Source organism: Xaviernesmea rhizosphaerae (assembly GCF_001938945.1).
GTDB classification, from domain to species: Bacteria; Pseudomonadota; Alphaproteobacteria; order Rhizobiales; family Rhizobiaceae; genus Xaviernesmea; species Xaviernesmea rhizosphaerae.
Window position 1 is genome coordinate 237,172 of record NZ_MKIO01000031.1, and the last position, 17,151, is coordinate 254,322.

The 17,151-nt window shown below is 58.9% G+C and carries 19 protein-coding genes and 1 tRNA gene; 7 read left to right on the plus strand and 13 right to left on the minus strand.

The features are described from left to right. Position 1: 1 nt before the first annotated feature. From BJF92_RS14365 to BJF92_RS14375, 3 genes are all read right to left on the minus strand, one after another. Positions 2 to 2,251, minus strand: a complete 2,250-nt coding sequence (locus BJF92_RS14365) for a hypothetical protein (RefSeq protein WP_245294760.1) — start codon at positions 2,249 to 2,251, stop codon at positions 2 to 4. 234 nt (positions 2,252 to 2,485) lie between these two features. Beyond that, complete coding sequence (locus BJF92_RS14370; RefSeq protein WP_075635424.1) at positions 2,486 to 3,286, minus strand: NYN domain-containing protein; 801 nt, start codon at positions 3,284 to 3,286, stop codon at positions 2,486 to 2,488. Between the two features lie 55 nt (positions 3,287 to 3,341). Then, the gene (locus BJF92_RS14375) at positions 3,342 to 4,424 is read right to left on the minus strand and encodes a COG3904 family protein (protein ID WP_075635425.1); all 1,083 of its coding nucleotides are present in this window, start codon (positions 4,422 to 4,424) and stop codon (positions 3,342 to 3,344) included. Between the two features lie 114 nt (positions 4,425 to 4,538). Here BJF92_RS14375 and BJF92_RS14380 point away from each other — a divergent pair, with 114 nt between their 5' ends. The 4 genes from BJF92_RS14380 to BJF92_RS14395 all read left to right on the plus strand — a co-directional run bounded on the left by BJF92_RS14380 (position 4,539) and on the right by BJF92_RS14395 (position 8,827). Next, positions 4,539 to 5,444: a COG3904 family protein gene (locus tag BJF92_RS14380; RefSeq protein ID WP_075635426.1), complete on the plus strand. Its 906-nt coding sequence runs from the start codon at positions 4,539 to 4,541 to the stop codon at positions 5,442 to 5,444. A gap of 4 nt (positions 5,445 to 5,448) precedes the next feature. Then, positions 5,449 to 6,408, plus strand: a complete 960-nt coding sequence (locus BJF92_RS14385; protein WP_245294761.1) for a PD-(D/E)XK nuclease family protein — start codon at positions 5,449 to 5,451, stop codon at positions 6,406 to 6,408. A gap of 375 nt (positions 6,409 to 6,783) precedes the next feature. After that, positions 6,784 to 8,124, plus strand: a complete 1,341-nt coding sequence (locus BJF92_RS14390; protein WP_075635427.1) for a DNA cytosine methyltransferase — start codon at positions 6,784 to 6,786, stop codon at positions 8,122 to 8,124. Between the two features lie 154 nt (positions 8,125 to 8,278). Then, positions 8,279 to 8,827, plus strand: coding sequence for a hypothetical protein (locus BJF92_RS14395; RefSeq protein ID WP_075635428.1), 549 nt, complete (start codon positions 8,279 to 8,281; stop codon positions 8,825 to 8,827). Positions 8,828 to 8,836: 9 nt separating this feature from the next. Here BJF92_RS14395 and BJF92_RS25590 read toward each other — a convergent pair whose 3' ends face one another. The 9 genes from BJF92_RS25590 to BJF92_RS14435 form a co-directional block, all read right to left on the minus strand. Next, positions 8,837 to 8,992 carry a hypothetical protein gene (locus tag BJF92_RS25590; protein ID WP_158032228.1) on the minus strand — a complete coding sequence of 52 codons (156 nt, stop codon included), beginning with the start codon at positions 8,990 to 8,992 and terminating at the stop codon, positions 8,837 to 8,839. Beyond that, a complete protein-coding gene (locus tag BJF92_RS14400) occupies positions 8,989 to 9,312 on the minus strand; it encodes a hypothetical protein (RefSeq protein WP_075635429.1) in 324 nt (107 codons plus the stop codon). Before BJF92_RS14400 ends, BJF92_RS25590 begins: the two co-directional genes overlap by 4 nt. Positions 9,313 to 9,407: 95 nt before the next feature. Beyond that, on the minus strand, positions 9,408 to 10,205 hold the full coding sequence (locus tag BJF92_RS14405) for a metallophosphoesterase (RefSeq protein WP_075635430.1): 798 nt from the start codon (positions 10,203 to 10,205) through the stop codon (positions 9,408 to 9,410). Positions 10,206 to 10,290: 85 nt separating this feature from the next. After that, entirely contained in the window at positions 10,291 to 10,578 is a 288-nt protein-coding gene (locus BJF92_RS14410) for a hypothetical protein (RefSeq protein WP_143524033.1), read from the minus strand. An 18-nt stretch (positions 10,579 to 10,596) separates the two neighbouring features. Then, entirely contained in the window at positions 10,597 to 11,874 is a 1,278-nt protein-coding gene (locus tag BJF92_RS14415; RefSeq protein ID WP_075635432.1) for a Y-family DNA polymerase, read from the minus strand. Between the two features lie 7 nt (positions 11,875 to 11,881). Then, entirely contained in the window at positions 11,882 to 12,304 is a 423-nt protein-coding gene (locus tag BJF92_RS14420) for a LexA family protein (protein WP_075635433.1), read from the minus strand. A 57-nt stretch (positions 12,305 to 12,361) separates the two neighbouring features. Continuing rightward, a complete protein-coding gene (locus tag BJF92_RS14425) occupies positions 12,362 to 13,048 on the minus strand; it encodes a DUF2971 domain-containing protein (protein WP_075635434.1) in 687 nt (228 codons plus the stop codon). Continuing rightward, entirely contained in the window at positions 13,048 to 13,839 is a 792-nt protein-coding gene (locus BJF92_RS14430) for a hypothetical protein (protein WP_143524034.1), read from the minus strand. Before BJF92_RS14430 ends, BJF92_RS14425 begins: the two co-directional genes overlap by 1 nt. A 58-nt stretch (positions 13,840 to 13,897) precedes the next feature. Beyond that, entirely contained in the window at positions 13,898 to 14,350 is a 453-nt protein-coding gene (locus BJF92_RS14435; protein WP_075635436.1) for a hypothetical protein, read from the minus strand. Between the two features lie 209 nt (positions 14,351 to 14,559). Between BJF92_RS14435 and BJF92_RS14440 the strand changes: the two genes are divergently transcribed. Next, positions 14,560 to 15,159, plus strand: a complete 600-nt coding sequence (locus BJF92_RS14440; protein ID WP_075635437.1) for a GIY-YIG nuclease family protein — start codon at positions 14,560 to 14,562, stop codon at positions 15,157 to 15,159. Positions 15,160 to 15,488: 329 nt separating this feature from the next. On the opposite strand, the gene BJF92_RS14445 is transcribed toward BJF92_RS14440, so the two are convergent. Further along, positions 15,489 to 15,565, minus strand: a tRNA-Pro gene (locus tag BJF92_RS14445). A gap of 231 nt (positions 15,566 to 15,796) precedes the next feature. On the opposite strand from BJF92_RS14445, the gene BJF92_RS14450 reads away from it, so the two are divergent. Continuing rightward, entirely contained in the window at positions 15,797 to 16,177 is a 381-nt protein-coding gene (locus BJF92_RS14450; RefSeq protein ID WP_075635438.1) for a hypothetical protein, read from the plus strand. 202 nt (positions 16,178 to 16,379) lie between these two features. Further along, positions 16,380 to 17,114: a BPL-N domain-containing protein gene (locus tag BJF92_RS14455; RefSeq protein WP_075635439.1), complete on the plus strand. Its 735-nt coding sequence runs from the start codon at positions 16,380 to 16,382 to the stop codon at positions 17,112 to 17,114. Positions 17,115 to 17,151: the final 37 nt, after the last annotated feature.

Genomic DNA, 17,151 nt, shown 5'->3' on the forward strand with positions numbered 1-17,151 from the left:
GTCACGAACCGAAAGGCAGTTTAGCCTTCGCAGAAGTCCACGCCTTCTCCGCTCTCTTCCCCGCAGATTTCGCCTTGGGTGGCTCTGACGTCATGATCTCCAGCAGGTCGTGCAACTCCGCCTCCACGGCGAGAGGATGGACCTTGGCGGCGTCCATGGCGGAAAGATATGCCCTCGCGCGCTCGGGCTGGCGGAGGCCTGGGAGGACGACCTCGAGGTCGTATGCCACCTCCCGTAGGAAGAGTATGTCATCCGCAAAACGGGCATCAAGCCAGCCTCTAACGGTCGGTGCTGTATCAGGGACCTGAGCGCGCTTTCCCTCGAGCATCTCGATCTTCGACTGGATCGCCGCAATCGTCACAGTACGGAAACGTGCGGCAGCAGCGTCGAGGTCGGCAAGCCATTCCGAGGATAGTAGCCTGCTTGCCTGCTCACGAGCCCAGCCAGCGCCCGCCAACGCACCGACACCTCCTACGCCGCCAAGCACGAGCGCTCCAGCGGGTCCGAAGGCCATCAGGCCGATAAGCTTTCCCGACATGCCTCCGATCGCGGACAAGCCGCCCTTGACGGAGACATCCATTGCCACAGACAGCGGAAGGTCGGACATCGGCAACCGACCGCGCCAGACGCGATAGAGTGTTCGTGCCGATGACGCCGCGACGGCGAAATACGGAACGTTCATGTCGCCGAGTGCCTCTCCGGCTTCCACCGAGGTCGTCATGATCAGGTCGGCGATCTCGCGGTCGAATCCATCCACATAGAAAACCATCTTCTCCCAAGGCGCACCAATCTCCATGACCGTATCGGCGAGTTCCGAGTTGGCGTAGACGGGCATGTTGGGATACTTCTCGAAGTGCCTCCGTAAGCCATCTACGCTCATCAGGCACTTAACCTGGAACGGCATCCCGTCCACCAGCAGGTCGAACCCCGGGTTGTTTGCCGTCTCGGGAAACGAAACGACGTGACCGCTTCCGACCAGTCGCGCCGCAACGAGCTGCTCCGACACATACCCCCTGAGATTGTTCTCCGCTCCTGCCGCCGCCGTCGCTGCCATCGAGCCGACACGATCGGCGAAAGCACCGAACTGGAAGATCGTGCCGATATCTTCTGCACGTGAGAAGTCAGCCGCCGATACCACCATGGGATCAATGGAGGCCGCATTGTAAATGATATCGCCAGCGGTCAATGTGGCGACGGTAGCGATTTCCGCCGCGTCACCCTTGCTCCGGGACAGAACACCTTCGAGCAAAATGCGCCGTCGGTCGGCCGTAGAGTTGGAGACCGCGAGATCGCCGAAAGCAATCGGCATGCTGCCGCCCATTGTCTTCGCCACCTCGCGTTTCCGCGATAGCGCGGCAGCCACTAACCCGGACGGAAGCGAAGCGAAGTCGGCCTCTGTCGCTGTCCTGAAATCGTTGAGAACTACTGCCAGCCCTTCCCGCTCGGATGACAGGCCGCGCAGGGCCAGCTGGACGGCGACGACGCCCGCCAGCTTTGCGGCCTGCCCGCCGTTCACATGACGGTTAGCGAGATAGCCAATGCCCACGACAGCGGGAATACTGAACAGCGGGTTCGCGAGCATGAATAACGTCGAAACCACTGCTGGTCCGCTCATGAACGGGATGAATGCCGACGCCTGAGCGGCGAGGATGTAGGCGCTGAAGCCCGCGAGGTTCACGCCGACGCCGATGGAAAATGCTGTCGTCCCTGTCGCCAGCAGAGCGAGCGTCGCCTTGTCCGCCGATGTCAGGGCCTTCTGCATGGCCTCATCGCGAAGTTCAGGCGGCAGGCTCCTGATGTGATCGCGGATGCGCTCGTCGAGTGCGCTTTGCAGTTCCTCGGACATCTCGCCAGACTTCGCTGCCTCGGCGAGCTCCCTGGCAACCATCTCGGCCTGGTCAGCGACAAGAGCTGAGAAATCCTGATACTGTCGACCTCGGATCGCCTTGACTGTCTTCAATGCTCGCTGGAACGCGGTCTGCTCTGCGCTTTCTGTATCCTCCGCGATTGGGACGGCCATGATCGCCGCCGCCTTGAAAGCCGCGCCCGCGCCGACCGCGCTGGCCTTCCTCGTGGAAAGCGGGAGAACCGTATCGATATCGAGGGCGTCGGCCATTCTCGTCCACAGTCGAACGCGAAGCGCTCGATCCGTCGAGGTGGACGAGAACAAGGCGTCGGCAGTCTCCTCCAGGCGGCGAGCGAAGGCTTTGGTCTCGGTCTCCCGTGCGTCCTTCTGGAAACGGGCGACCATGTCGGAAACCCGAGCCATGGACATCGATAGCAGGGTCGTTGCCTCGAAGCTGGCGATGAGGTTGCAGAGCTCACGGCGATCTAAAGCCCCGAGACCCGCGAAAATCGTCCATGACGGTACGTACAACTCGATCCCCCATCCAGCACAGCAGGACACATGCCGCATAATCCGGTGTGTGTCGAACCTTTTCCATAGCTTGCGCGGTATGCTCGCATCAAAAGCGAATAGGCTCGATTAAAGGCTCTTGAGCTTTACGGTAACAACTTTGCTCTGCTCGCCGGCACGCTCTACCAGGAGAATGCCCGAGGCTTCAGCCAGATCGCTCAACCTGGCGTAACCATAATTTCGCGCATCGAAGTCAGCAGACTGTTTCGCGAGATGCGCGCCCACACGGGCGAGGTTAGCGCGGCCATCCTCTTCCTCGGACGCCTCCACGGCCTTGCGCAACATCACGAGTGCCGCTTGATCCAGCTTTCCGCTTGCCGCTCCCCCTTGGGTCGCCTGGCCTTTCTCCGGCTCAAGCTTAAACGTTTCCACGACAGTTTCCGCTTGTGACTTTCCCTTGGACGGAGAGGCCAGCGTCGTCTGGTCTGCTTCTTTCACGCCGCCCAGTACATCCACGTAAATGAATTTATCGCAGGCCGTGATAAATGGACGCGGAGTTTTCCGCTCTCCGAACCCGTAGACCGTGATGCCTTGTTCCCTGATGCGGGACGCCAGCCTGGCAAAGTCGCTGTCGCTGGAAACAATGCAGAACCCCGAGAACCGACCTGTATAAAGCAGGTCCATTGCGTCAATGATCATCGCACCGTCGGTAGCGTTTTTACCCGTTGTATACGCGAATTGCTGAACTGGCTGGATCGAGTGTTCGAGAAGGCATTCCTTCCAGCCGGCGAGATTTGGCTTCGTCCAATCACCGTAAATGCGACGTACACTGGCGGTTCCGTAGTTCGCGATCTCGGCAAGAAGGCCCGCGATGTTCTTGGGCGATGCGTTGTCACCGTCGATAAGGAGCGCAAGCGTATCCGTTGCCATATCTCAATCCCTCCCAATTACTTCTGTCTGACGTTTTCGACGCCATAAGACCGTATTATTGAAGACCCGATGCGACCCGCATGAAATCCGCGATCGCGGCGCGCGATCCAGCTAAACTGTACCGACCGACCTCGGCACCGAAGCTGTTGAAAATAGTCAACTGCGTCCCTGCGTTGAAAGCCGCCCAGAATGTCTTGGCTTCGACAGGATCGACAGGTAAATCGAACGCATAGGCGTTGGATTCGATGTCGGCGTTCACGTAAATGCTGAAGGGCTGATCTTTCCCATGCGCGAACCGAAGTTCCAGTTTCGTTGTTTTCCCCGAGATGCTCCCCTCGGGGACCATGATCTCTACGAAAGTCTGGGAGCGATGCGGGTAATGCGCGATGCGCAACAGAGGCTCCATGTTGCTGCTTTCCAAGGCTACGAAGGGCTGGTTCGTGTGAGTGTTAATGAAGACGCCGACGAGCCAACTCTGGCGCAACCACGTTTCGACAGCGAGAAGGTGGGGTATCCCGATGGCTTTGCTTGCGTCCCGGATGTTGATGGAGTTGCGCTCCAGTTCCTCCGGAGAGAAGACGTACATGTCGCTCGGAGGCGTTCGCAACATGCGAGATACGAGATAGCTCGGTGCATTGAAGGTCACCAGGTCTTCGTAGATGCGCCCGATCGCCGTCTGAGTGAGCGATGGATCGTTGACCCCTGACACCTGATGAACCCCAAGTTTCCCCTGTGCCACTCGCTCCTTGCCCGCCAAAAATATCAACGCGCAGGCGGAGTAGCATTCTTCTCCCGACGGTACCGAAGTCATCAGGCCGCTGGCATTGATCGTTCGCGCGATCTCTAGCGCCGGGAATACTCTTCCGCCTGGACTGTTCAGGCTAACGGTTTTCAGTTCGGGATGGCTCTTCATAAGCGCAGCGAACAGGTTCGCGGAATCCGAGGTGATTCCTCCGTCGATCCTTATTGCTGTGTCTGCGACAGTGACCGACGTGGATGATGCGTCCTGCGCTTCGGCCGCCGCCGCGGTGAAGAAAAGAGAAAACGCCAGAACCGTAGAAAGGCCGGCGAACGTTAATCGCCACCTCCTCAAGCAGCTGCCTGTCCAAGTCGATGCCTGCAAGATTACCCCCGTCATCACATTGTCTACTATGCCCACCGGGCGACACTACCATCTAACCAAGTATTTGCACGCGCGGACTTGCATCGAAATCGAGCTGATGCTCAAACGGACTGCGTTTGAGGGTCGACGATGCGGCACACTATTTTCGTAGCAGCCATGCTCTTATCGCTCCCCGCGAAAGCCGCCGATATCAGGCGGGACAGCGGCTCCGGAGGAATCGACCTGATTTCCGTCAGCGGAACTTTCACCGAAGGTGACGACAGCGCGTTTCGCAAACTGGCCGCCGCCACTGATCGCGCGGTGGTCGTATTGAACAGTGGCGGGGGAAACCTCCAAGCAGGACTGGAAATTGGGAAGGCGATCCGGTTACGAGGGTTCGCTACAGCCGTGCCACCCGACGCCCTATGCGCCTCGGCATGTGCCCTTACATGGCTGGCGGGGACACCGCGCCTGATGGATGCACGATCGAAACTTGGCTTCCACGCAGCCTATCGCCTCGTCAACGGCAGGGCCTCCGAGTCAGGAGCGGCCAACGCACTCGTCGGTGCATACCTCAATCAACTAGGCCTTAGCGACAAGGCCGTTGTCTATGTCACGTCGGCTCCTCCTGAGGGCGTCGAATGGCTGACCTCACAGACAGCGGCATCAGTCGGGATTGGATACGAGACCATTACCGTTAAAGCGCCTCGCGCCGTGGAAACTGAAAAATCCGTCCCCTACGACCCGATCTTTGCCGCCACGGCGTTCTATACAGCTTTGTCCGCCGCCGATGGAGAGGCTGCCGCCTCTCTCGTCGTGCCGGAGAAGCGAGGCAAGGGTCCGTTCAACGAGCAGTCGATCCACACGTTCTACGGAGCGATGTCTGCAAAACTGAAGCTCACGGGGACATCTCTGTCAGGTAAGGACACGGTGCGCGTCTCGTACGAATACAGAACGGACCAGGGACGACAATGCCGTGGGCGGGCGGACGTTCAGACCGTTTACACTTACGGCCGCACCTTGATTTCAAGGATCAAGGCGCTGGACGGGTGTTGAGATCATGAAGCCACACATAACCTACCTTACATTCGACACCATAACTCGCGTCGACGAGATCGTCACCGATGTCCTGGCGATGGACCTCCTCCACAGCTCCCGCGATTTTTTGGAGTTGGTTCTAAAGGTTACCGGAGAAGCAGAGAATGCTACCCCCGTCGCGATCCGGCGATCCGTTGCCGAAACCTCGCTCGGCGAGACTGATATCGAATTGGTGGTGGAAAGCGATGGAGGAAAATGCGGCATCCTTATCGAAAACAAGGTTCGCTCGCCATTGATGGACCGTCAGTTCGCCCGCTATCGCATGCGCGGCGAGGCAGGCGTCCGCAATGGCCAGTGGCAGTGGTTTAAGGTCATCCTCATGTCGCCACGGTCATACTTCGATACATTGGCGGTCGAGCATTCCTCCCATATCGACGCTAACCTGTCCTATGAGGCTGTAGTCGAGTTCCTAGCGGACCGCCCCGAGTTTGCCTTCAAGCGCCATGTCTTCGAAAGCGCAATAGCCGATTTCAGGAAGGGATACGTGAAGTCGCCAGATGTCGCGATGATGGAGTTCTACCAAAACTACTGGGCAGTCGCCTCGTCTCAGTTCCCGCAACTCCGCTTACTCAAACCGGACGTCGTCGGGAAGGACGGAAGCTGGATTTACTTCCCTCCCCTATATGGCGGCAACAGCGTCAAGCTGATCCACAAGTTCAAGGGCATCGGCTGCGAGCTTGCAGTCACGACCAAGAAACCGGAGGAGCTGGCTGAATCGTTGGGACCACTCCTGCAACCCGACATGATAGTTCGACCGATGAAATCTGTGGCGTTCATCAATGTGCAGACCCCTGCGATCAACCACCTTATCGACTTCGACTCGATTAAAAGCAACGTCGTGGCCAGCCTCCACACTCTCGAGCGCCTTCGGAAGTTTGCAATGGATGAGCAGGTGAGAAAAATTATTATGGCAGTATTTTAGAGCCTTACTGCGATGACGAGTTTCATATTCAGTTCAAGTTCCGGCTTGCCAACACGACAACGCCGATTGACGGCACTGAGATCGTATATCTTCATCAGGGTAAGATGTATCCACTGGCTGGAGTGGGGTCGCGGGCTTGCGATATGCTCAACCTGAGCCGGTCACAAGAACGTGCTTTGACCAAGCTCCTGAGGCTCAAGCTGGCGTCGATGCCTTTTCCGACGGGAGACGAGCCGGCTCAGACCTGGTCCTGAAACTGATGCAGGTGCGTAGGATCAACCTGATGTAGATTTTCTGTTTACCCACATCCTTATGTTTTCTCTCACAACTTGCCTGTTACCACATCACGTGAATTTAAGTGATCTGGGGGCTTTAATGCGGGTTGTTGAACTATTCTGTGGCGCGGGCGGCATGTCACTAGGCTTGTCGAGGTCTGGCATGAACGTTGTCGGCGCATTCGACTGGATGAAAGACGCGGTCAACACCTATCGTGCAAACCTGGGTGATCACGTTCAGAAGTTTGACTTGTCGGACGTGCTCGCAATCGTGCCTAAAGTAAGGTCTATGTCTCCCGATTTGATCGCCGGAGGTCCACCATGCCAAGACTATTCGGCGGCTGGTCAACGAATTGAAGGAAAGAATGCGAGACTTACACTCGCATTTGCAATGGTAATCGTGGGTGTCCGCCCAGAATGGCTCGTTATGGAAAATGTTGTGCAAGCAGCAACTTCCGACACGTGGGCAGAAGCAAAAGCGATTTTGAAGCATGCCGGTTACGGAATTTCTGAGAACAAGCTTTCATTCGACCAGTGGGGCGTTCCTCAAGCTAGGAGACGTCTCGTCGTCGTAGGCAGACTTGGCGAACGCGATAATTTCCTCAACAGTTCCTTAGCTGCAAAGGCTGGTGGGAGCATGCCGTTGAGAGAAACCTTTACTATTAGAAATGCAGGCAACATTGCCGGCTCCGAAATATGGTCGCCTGAAATCGCAAAGCTCATATCTGGCAGATTTGTCTTTTCGCGCCCACAGCGCGCCGGACGAGCCGTGCGTACGGTCGACGAACCATACACAACAATCGTTCGAACATCTGGTGAAAAGCCTTCCCCGAAGTTCCGAGCTAAGTATCAGGCGCATGCGCGAGACCCCGCAACTTTGGATGAAGCTAGCGTTCTCTCCCCGAAAATCCTTTCGATGATCCAGGGCTTCCCTGCCAGATGGAAGTGGGTTACGAGAAATAAACGTCAGAAGATGATCATGATCGCAAACGCAGTTCCCCCGCCAGCGGCGAAGCGGATAGGCGAGGTTATACTTGCACGGGCGAAGGGGCGCACGGCTCCGGCCATAGAAGGAAACTTCCGGACGTGGCTCCTGCGAGGCGGTGGTCGTAGCCGAGAAACAGCCAACAACATCGTTTCGAACGCCCGCCGAGCAAGAAAACTCCTTGGCGGACGTACATTTTCTGATCCAGCGATCGAAATGGCAACACTTCTCGCCAATCCGATTGTTGAAGCGATGCGGTCCAACACCAGGTCCGACCTTTGCCAAGCGCTGCGCCACTACGAGGCCTATCTTGATTACAAAAACAGCCTCAAGAAGAACCCCGATTGTGTTAAGGTGCGGCGCATCGTGATCGAACGGCCGCCGACGATCGATCTCGCCGAGCTCATGGCTAGACTTCCCGCACGACAGTCCGAGGCTGTTGAAGAATTGTATTGAGTAATTTCACGTGAGTTGCGGTCAGATCGATCCGCAACTTATTGTCACGCCGCATACGATAGGGTGAAGCAGCAGCGGCCAAACCCTATCGTCTTTTGTGGCTTGCTTTGCCCTGGCGAATGATCGACCTGCGACAACAACCGCGGGAACGAACATGAAGGGAATACTTGCCGCCATCGCGCGGGCTTTCCAGCTTATTGGGAAAGGAGCCGACTGGCTCATCGACCTGCCATTCGCCGCCGTGCGTAGCATCGCGGGAACGCCTCGATACGCGCCTGGACATACACTGCCGGATTTCACGCCCAAGACCGACTTCGCCGATCTCGAGGGGGTCTATGCTCAGACCAAAAAGAGCGCGGATGTCGTCGCACTCAACAAGTTCGCATTCGACACCGTGAAGGGCTACGTCAAAGCCGCCGAGCATGCGCGTCCCGACATCGACCTTTCGGCATTGCCGGATGAGGTGCGGATCACGCTCCTCTCGATGGATGACAACGAGTGCAAGGCGCTGCGGGACGCAGGTGACGCCGCGCTCCACAAGTTCGCGGGCGGACGCGACCACCGCGTCCATGGCGTGCCCGCCGTCGGCTCAGTCAGGCCGACACTCAAGTCCAAGGTTCGCCGCGAGAGGACAAATCACCATGCATGGCTCGAAGAGGCCAGGGCCTTGAAGCCTACACAATCGAGAGCCTTCGGTCTTTGACCGAGGGCTTCAATGCACCCGCAATTTGCGGACGATCTCGACCAGATGCTGGCAAATTTCGGGGGTTTCGAAAACGATATCCCCGAACCGATCCCTCAGTTCTCTGAACTCGTAGTCGGAGATCGTGGCCAATACCTTCGGGGGCTTGCTCTCAGACGTCTTCATGCCATCCGGCTCCGCAGGACCTGAATGACCTCCTGCCGCTGCGCGCATGCCGCCTGCAGGCTCGCAACCTTTGCCTCTAGCTCGGCGCAGTAGCGAACGGCCTCGACAGCGATCTCGCCCATACGGTCGGCATGATCTGTGGCCGCCGCCAGCGCATCTGCGTAGCGGTCGATCATCCGACCTTCGCGTGCTGCCGCAATGCCATCCAGACTGTCATTGATTGCCGTCATGAGACCGACAGCGCCGCCGGCGATAAGCATCATGCCGCCGAGATTTCCGAGCGCCGCGCTCATTGCCGGGTTGCTATTCGGATACGCCATGCCAACCTCCATCGTTCTCAGACACGAGGTATGCCGGGCTCAATCTATCCCGGCAAGCGGGCAGACGCGGATATCGCGATCGGATCGTTAACGCGTCAGATTTCAACGATTTTGCACATGTCGAATGCCGGATTTTCAACCGACCTGCCGCGATCGAAATTATCTCGGACATAGCCCCTCGGATTACAGACGACCCTCGTCTTGGTGTCCGGCACGACGTAATCGAAGCCGACGTGCGTGTGACCATGGACCCAGAGTTCTGGCTGGAACTCCTGGATTTCCGCGTCGAGGTCCGACGCGAAGGACGGCGTCAGGTCATCGTCGCGATACTTGTCCGCAACGGAGAGATGATGCGGACAGTGATGTGTTACCACGACCGTCGGGCCGTCGTGGGTCCGGCACAATGCCCCTCGGAGCCACGCTCGGCTCTCGTGGTGCAGCGAGCGTGTTCGCTCGGGCTTCCATGGCTGTAGATGACCGACCGCGTTCATGTCGCGGATATGAACGAAATCATTCATAGAATGATGCGCCACGTCCATCGCACGCTTCATGTCGCCGTAGAGTTCGTAATCCGTCCACAGGGTCGCGCCGAGGAACCGGACGCCGTCGATGACGACCTCGTCGTTTTCGAGAAAATGGATGTGGGGAAACTCTTCGGCAGCGCGGCGACCGCTTTCCATGCTCTCCGAATAGATTTGGCTGTAGTAGTCATGATTTCCGGCGACGTAGATCGTCGGCACCCCGGGAAACCGCTTGTGCAGCCATGCCATGCTTTTGCCGACGGGCGCACTGACATCGCCCGCGACGATCAGGACGTCGGTCCCGTCCGGCAGGTCGACCGGATCGGGAAAGCTGAATCCCAGGTGGAGATCGGAAAATACCACAGCTCTCATGTCCACCCTCCGACCTTAAAAGCCATGTATGCCGGGCTCGATCTTCGCCATCAAGCCAACGGACGCGGATATCGCGATCGGATCGTTAACGTCCCATCATCAGGAACGCGATGACCAGGACGACCGGTGCGCCGAGGACGAGGCCACACGTGCACCAAAACTGGTGAGCGCGATGGACAGCGTTGACGACAGCGATGTCCTTGGGCGTCTTGGCCTTCGCGATCTCGTAACGCATCCACCAGTAGTACCAGGGCCAGACGACCCTCGCGAGCGATCCCATTTGACTTGAGCCGAAGATCGCCTCGAATTCCTTCTGTGTCGGCTTCCGACCCTTTTGCGCTGCCATGCCTGCCTGCCTTTCGTCGGCAGCCATATACCGAGATTCGGGCGATCAGGCGATCGCTACAGGCAGTTCGTCGATCCTCGTCGTATAGCGCGGCGTCCTGTGATCGAACTTGGTCTCATGCTTCCGACGAAAACCCTCTGACGCGATAACCATGGTCTTCTTCCCGAACTTGTCGTTGACGGCGTCGAGCGCGGCCGACAGACGACCTTCCTTCACCAGCTCCTCGGCGAACAGGTCTTTGGGTGCCAACTCTTCGGCGACAAGGTCTTCGAGGATGACCCCAGCCTTCGTGTACGCGAACCCGTTCCCGGTGCGGGGTCCGCGATATCCCCGTTCGGCGGCCGACAGGGCGGCGCGTACCAAAGCGAACGTCGAGTTAGAGGGCGGCGACAGCGTGGCCGCTCGGGAGACGGAACTCTTGGCCGATCCGTTATGCGGGTTGGTATGGTAGAAGACCGACATGTGGCCAGCGACAAGGCCATGGTCGCGCAGCTTCTGCGCAGCGCGCGTTGCATGCGCCGTGAGCGCTGCCGTCAGCGTATCGAGATCGGTCATCGGCGTTCCCGAAGACCTCGTCACCGCGATCCCCTTGCGCTGAGGCTCGACGTCTTCGATTTCCATACACCTGACGCCCTGAAGTTCGGCGACCGTCCTTTCGAGGACAACGGTCCCTAACTCCCTCGCTAGTTCCCGCGGCATGTCGCGGAGCTGGGCGACCGTATTGATGCCGAGCGCCCTGACTTTGGCCTGTGTCGCGCTGCCGACGCGCCAGACTTCACCGACGTCGATCCGATCCATGCACCATTTGGCGATATCGGAATCCATGAAGTCAGCGACACCCGAGAACAGCGGGTTCTTTTTCGCGGCATGGTTCGCCAATTTCGCCAACGTCTTGGTCGGCGCAATCCCCACACATGTGGGAATGCCGGTGGCCTCTCTCACGGCAGCGCGCATGGCCGTCGCATGGCCGACCATTCGATCGCCGAAACCGCTGAGATCGACGAACGTCTCGTCAATACTGTAGACCTCAATCGAGGGGCTGAAGTCGTTGATCGTCGAGACGACGCGCCGCGACATGTCTCCGTACAAGCAGTAATTCGACGACAGGACGCGAACGCCCATGTCCTTCACCCTCGACCTGAAGAAGTGCGCCGGCTCGCCCATCTTGATCCCGAGAAGCTTGGCCTCCTCGCTCCTCGCCACCGCGCAGCCGTCATTGTTTGACAGGACGACCACGGGCTTGCCGACGAGCCGCGCGTCGAACGACCTCTCGCAGGATACGTAGAAATTGTTGCAGTCGATGAGCGCGATGGGGTCAGGCATGCCGACCTCAATCGATATCGGTTTTCCTGGCGACGCCCGCGAGGACGCCCCAGATTTCGGTGGCCTCGGTGCATACGATCGGAGGGTATTCTCGGAACGACCGGGCTTCCAGAATGAAGCGGCCGTCCTGTCGCTTTCCGAGAACCTTCAGCGTCACCTGGCCATCGTGCAGTGCGAGGACAACACGACCGAGCCTCTTCTTGGCCGTCCTGTCAATGGCGACCAGGTCACCGTCGAGGATGCCGATACCGGTGAGGCTGTCACCGCTGACCCGCCACCAGAACGTGGCCGCCTCATGCCTGACAATCCATGCGACCGGATCGATGACGTCCTCAAGGTCGTCACCTGCCGGGCTGGGAAAGCCGGCGGGGACTGGACAGGGCGCAAGGCGGACCTCGCGGCCGCTATAGACGACCTCGACATATTGCATCAGAGAACCTTTTTGGTTTTTGTTCTCTAATTGTTCTCATCTGGGCGGAGAGTCAAGTCACATTGCGTGTTCGGGGTCGAGGTCTTCAGTCTTCTTCCACATCGATTCTTGGTGTTGCTTCACGACCGCAAACCTCTGGAACGCGAGCCTCGCCTTCGTCAACTCGACATTCTGGAGGTCACCAATAGCCGCCGTCACCTGGTCTCGAGTGATGTCGCTCTCGGCTCCGACGACGACCTCCGCCAAGCGTAGAGCAGGTTCGAATCGGTGGAAATAGAGCCCGTTCTCCACTTCTTCCTGGTCGAGTTGAAACACCATCCTCTTCTCAGCCTCATACGCCCAGGAATCGAACTTAACGAACCAGGTCCGCATGTAGTCGAGGGTGTCGATGTCGTCGATCTGCTGGACTTTGAAGTCCTTCTCGGCGAGTAGGTGCGGTGTGTACTCGATCGGGATAATCGGACGGGCGCTAACGACATCGAACCCGAGACACACCCCGCGGTGCCGGTCCGCATAATGCGACCACATCATCGGATGCTCCCAGCTCGAAGTGAAGCACACGATCCCGTACTCGGAGTCCGCAAGTCGCTTCATCTCCCGCATGCCTTTACGCAGAGCCCGATCCCCCATGAGCGGTATAAACTCATAGGGGTCATTCAGGTCTTTGATGCGTGCGATCTTGATCCGACGGCGGCGGATATTCTCGAGACCGTGTTCGGGTTTTGTGAAATAGTAAAGCCGCATCAGTTCCTGATCGCCTTGAGCGCTGCCGACTGCTCGTCGAGGCAGTGTGACATCATCACCCAATCGGTCCGATCAGCCTTGTCCTTCCACTGCATCGAACACTGCGCCCAGATGACAGTGTTGTCCTTCGACTTCATAGTGTCGAACTTCTGCGCCTTGTTTCGAGCAACGTTATTCTCGTCGATGCAATGCTTCTGCATCACGAAGTCCGTTGGCCACTGGCCGGCACAGAAGTCCTTGATCTCCGAGCGTTGATTGGCGTGGAAGTCGCCCATGATCGCATCGACGGCCTTCGATCCCGATTTTTCGTTGTCTTCCTTTGGCCGATATCCCGGAGCCGAGACCTGAGCGAAACACCAAACCTTCGGATAGCTCGACAGAACGATGCGGTTCCCTTGCTTGGTATTCGCCCACACGTAGTTGCTGCTGCCAGTCTTCTCGTCCTTGCCTTCAGGCTTTCCATGCTCGGCGGTCAGGGCTTTGCGAACAGCTTGGCAGTCGCCAGTTCTCGGGAAGTCCAGCTTGACGGTGTCGAGCTTCGAATCCTTGGAGAAGTTGAATTTTGCCGTTCCCTTGATCTTGCCTATCGCGGCCGGTGCGCTCAGCAGATGGCGTATGTTCGCATTGTCATAAGTATCGGCCTTGGCGGGTTTCTTGGCACTGCCCTTGGAAGCCGTGCCGACCTGATCGGGCGACATGCCCCAGTCCGTATATTCCCATCCCGCACTAGCGGTGGTTGCTAGCAGAAGGGAAACGGCGACGCCCGCCGTGAGAGCGATGACTGACTTCATGATGCAACCCTCGTGACGTCCTCATATAGCGTCACGGGGTTGTGGTTCGTCAATCTGACTATCGCATGCTGTTAGCTGGTGAAAAGTCCTTCTCGCCTGGCCGCCGAACCCAGACATCGAGCCAGGCGTTCCGTGAGGTGCCGTCGGCGACGTGTTTCACCCATTGCGAAACGGAGCCATAGGCCCCTTCGCCTGACGTCACCATGTCATGGACGATACGGGCATATGCCGTCTTTGCCTTATACTGCATCCGCAACTCGGTCCCGTTGCGAAGGAAGAGCGGGTTCCAGAGGTGTCCCTTGTCGGGATCGCCGTAGTCGGCCGCAATCTCCGGCTCCTCGTCCGCGAAGGCACCGAGACCTTCGTCAGTCCAGAAATTGGGGTCGTGGCGATTGCGATCCACGAACTGCTCCACCTGCGAGACGGCCAGAGCCACGGGGTCGAGGCGGCCGCCGGAACGGATGACGATCATGTCGTAGAGGTCTTTCGGGAAGGGTATCGAGATATCCATGCGACGTCTCCTTGGTGAACCTTAGAGGCCATAGACACAAATCTACTATATAGTAGTCAATAGGTCTTTGCAGGCTATATGCACTATTTCGAGGCTACCTTGTCGTCCCAACCTGGCGACGTTAGAAATCGACAACTGCATCAGGGGCGACAAACGTGATCCGAAAGACATTCGAAGATGTAACGCAAGGCCTGGAGACAAAGTCAGATATGATCCGTGCTTTGGCTCGTGCCGGCTATCTGAGAACCGAGATCGCGTCGCTTATGGGCATCCGATACCAGCATGTAAGGAAGGTTCTAGTCGACGCCGGGATTACCGAAGGCTTCAAGCCGCGGGAAGAGGTAAGGCTTGAGCGCGAACCCGTCGTCGTCGAAGTCGGGGACGAGGACGACCAAGAAGGATCGTCGGACACTTCTTGGGAGGTGCTGCTGCGCGCCGGCTTCCGTTTCCTCGGGGAGTGGAAGGGTGAGAATGAGGACTTCCAGATCGACGCCAAGGCACCTGCAGATGCAGGCGTCTATGCCTTCGTAGTGGACGATGTCGTTATGTACGTGGGCTTGACGCAGCGCGGACTGCGGGCGCGCCTCGACGGATATCGCCGAGGCTACGAAAGGCAAAAGACGAATGCCCGTGTCAAAGCGTTGATCCTGGAGGCCTTGGCGTCCGGGAAGCGGGTGAAGGTGTTGGTCGCAGTCCCCGAGCCGGGTGAATGGAACGGTCTGCCCGTCAACACATCCGCTGGGCTCGAAGCTGGCCTTATTTCGATGATCCAGCCCACCTGGAACATACTCGGCGTTTCTGGGGGCTGAGTCTCTGCCGGCTCTTCTGTCTCGCGTCCGATCCCGGCATCGTGAAGGTGCCAGCTAGTTCCTAAGCGGCAAGCAGGCCTTTTGGCGGGGCGCTATTCCCTGCCTTCGCGGTTCGACGTCGAGATAGCTCTCGGCTCCGGAGCGCGGTTGCGCCGTGGTGTAACGGTAGCAATCCGAAGACATTCGGCAGTCCGGTTCGATTCCGGCGGCGCAACGAGGGTAACGACGCGTCTCAAGACAGGCGTTTCTGTCAGAGTATCTGTCAGAAGGCTTGATTTTGGGGTTGGAAACGCTTCGAAAAATTCGGGAAAAAGCGTTTAAAATCAAGCTGGTCGGAGTGGCAAGATTCGAACTTGCGACCCCCACGTCCCGAACGTGGTGCGCTACCAGACTGCGCTACACTCCGTGACCAGTGGCGTCTCTATAGAACAGCTGATTTTGCGCTGCAAGCACCTTTTTTGAAAAATTTCACAAGGCTGTCACGGCCTGTGGACAGCGAAATTTCGTTGGAATTTTCGGGCGATGCTGTAGAGCCTTCAGGTCAAGCGACAGCCCTGCAACAGCTCGCCGGGTCATGGTCGCGGCACCAGTTCCCGTTTCCGTCCGGCGTGGCCGGACCCTTGCCAAGGACCGCCCGATGATTGCCCGTCTGATTGCCTTTTCCGCGCTCGCCGCCATGCTGGCCGGCTGCGCCACCACCACCACGGCGCCGGTGTCCATTGCCCGGAGCAATGCGGTGGAAGCCCGCTGGAAGGGGCAGTCGGCCGGGCCGTTCTTCGCCCAGTTCGGCCCGCCGGCCTCCGACACGGTCAGCGGCGACCAGACGCTCTATACCTGGCGCGGCGGCCGGCGCGAAAGTCTCGGCAATGGCAAGCGCGGCCCCTGGCAGAGCTGCAGCGTTCAGCTGACGGTCTCGTCCGACTACACGATCCGCGCCGTGCGCATCCTCGGCGACCGCCCGACGAGCAAGGGCCGCACCTTCTGCGAGGACTTCCTCGCCCCGCAACAGCAGGGCTGAGCCTCGCCCGGCGGCCACCGGCAGCGCGCCGTCGCGCTACCGCCACGTCTTCAGCATGACCGGGCTTTCCGCGGCAAGGCGCCCTGCCCGCCCGACAAACCGCGGCCGGAAACCCGCACGCACCCTATGCGCAGGCGCGCCTGTAGGACGCGCCAGGCGGGGGGCCCGCGACCCCTTGTTGTCGACCATGGAGCCTTCACCCGTGACCATCCTGATCTATCAGGACAATGTCAGCGCCAATGGCGCGCTCTATACGGCGCTGTGCCGCCTGTTCGGCAAGGCGAGCGTGCATCTGGTTAATGCGCATGAGGTGATCGGCGGGGCTCTGGACGGGGAGGTGTCGCTCTTCGTTATGCCGGGCGGCGCCGCACGCTACAAGGCAGCCAAGCTTCAGGGCGCGGGGCATGCGCGCATCCTCGACTATGTCGCCAGGGGCGGGGCCTATCTCGGCATCTGCGCCGGGGCCTATTACGCCTGCACGTCGATCGAATGGGCCCGCGGCACCCCTTACGAAATCCGCACCGCCGACACGCTCGCCCTCTTCAATGGCCGCGCCATCGGGCCGATCGATGCCTTCTCGCCGGCCGGCAGCTATAATGGCAGCGCCCCGCGCCTCATCACGCTCGACATGAACGGCAAGCGGTCGCGCACGCTCTATTGGGGCGGTTGCCACTTCCAGGCCGAGCCGGGCAGCACGGCCGAGATCGTCGCCCGCTTCGCCGACCTGCCGGATGCGCCCGCCGCGATCGTCGCCGGCGGGCATGGCAAAGGGCGGTGGCTGCTCTCCTCCCCGCATATCGAATATGATGCGCAGGCACTCGACCTGATCGACTTCGACGTGACAGCCAATGATTACGCCGAGATCCGCACACTTGGCGACTGGAGCGACCTGACGCTGCACACCTTCGAGACGCTGCTCGCACGCTATCTCTTGTAACCCGAATCGAGCGGCAAAGGCGTCGCGGCAAGCCTGG

Bases quoted from the DNA above. Each gene is read 5' to 3' on its own strand.
- BJF92_RS14405 (WP_075635430.1), bottom strand. From the start codon at position 10,205: ATGAGAGCTGTGGTATTTTCCGATCTCCACCTGGGATTCAGCTTTCCC.
- BJF92_RS14380 (WP_075635426.1), top strand. From the start codon at position 4,539: ATGCGGCACACTATTTTCGTAGCAGCCATGCTCTTATCGCTCCCCGCG.
- BJF92_RS14425 (WP_075635434.1), bottom strand. From the start codon at position 13,048: ATGCGGCTTTACTATTTCACAAAACCCGAACACGGTCTCGAGAATATC.
- BJF92_RS14365 (WP_245294760.1), bottom strand. From the start codon at position 2,251: ATGGTCGCCCGTTTCCAGAAGGACGCACGGGAGACCGAGACCAAAGCC.
- BJF92_RS14410 (WP_143524033.1), bottom strand. From the start codon at position 10,578: ATGGCTGCCGACGAAAGGCAGGCAGGCATGGCAGCGCAAAAGGGTCGG.
- BJF92_RS14395 (WP_075635428.1), top strand. From the start codon at position 8,279: ATGAAGGGAATACTTGCCGCCATCGCGCGGGCTTTCCAGCTTATTGGG.
- BJF92_RS14430 (WP_143524034.1), bottom strand. From the start codon at position 13,839: ATGAAGTCAGTCATCGCTCTCACGGCGGGCGTCGCCGTTTCCCTTCTG.
- BJF92_RS14420 (WP_075635433.1), bottom strand. From the start codon at position 12,304: ATGCAATATGTCGAGGTCGTCTATAGCGGCCGCGAGGTCCGCCTTGCG.
- BJF92_RS14415 (WP_075635432.1), bottom strand. From the start codon at position 11,874: ATGCCTGACCCCATCGCGCTCATCGACTGCAACAATTTCTACGTATCC.
- BJF92_RS14440 (WP_075635437.1), top strand. From the start codon at position 14,560: ATGATCCGTGCTTTGGCTCGTGCCGGCTATCTGAGAACCGAGATCGCG.
- BJF92_RS14375 (WP_075635425.1), bottom strand. From the start codon at position 4,424: ATGACGGGGGTAATCTTGCAGGCATCGACTTGGACAGGCAGCTGCTTG.
- BJF92_RS14370 (WP_075635424.1), bottom strand. From the start codon at position 3,286: ATGGCAACGGATACGCTTGCGCTCCTTATCGACGGTGACAACGCATCG.
- BJF92_RS14400 (WP_075635429.1), bottom strand. From the start codon at position 9,312: ATGGCGTATCCGAATAGCAACCCGGCAATGAGCGCGGCGCTCGGAAAT.
- BJF92_RS25590 (WP_158032228.1), bottom strand. From the start codon at position 8,992: ATGAAGACGTCTGAGAGCAAGCCCCCGAAGGTATTGGCCACGATCTCC.
- BJF92_RS14435 (WP_075635436.1), bottom strand. From the start codon at position 14,350: ATGGATATCTCGATACCCTTCCCGAAAGACCTCTACGACATGATCGTC.
- BJF92_RS14450 (WP_075635438.1), top strand. From the start codon at position 15,797: ATGATTGCCCGTCTGATTGCCTTTTCCGCGCTCGCCGCCATGCTGGCC.
- BJF92_RS14385 (WP_245294761.1), top strand. From the start codon at position 5,449: ATGAAGCCACACATAACCTACCTTACATTCGACACCATAACTCGCGTC.
- BJF92_RS14390 (WP_075635427.1), top strand. From the start codon at position 6,784: ATGCGGGTTGTTGAACTATTCTGTGGCGCGGGCGGCATGTCACTAGGC.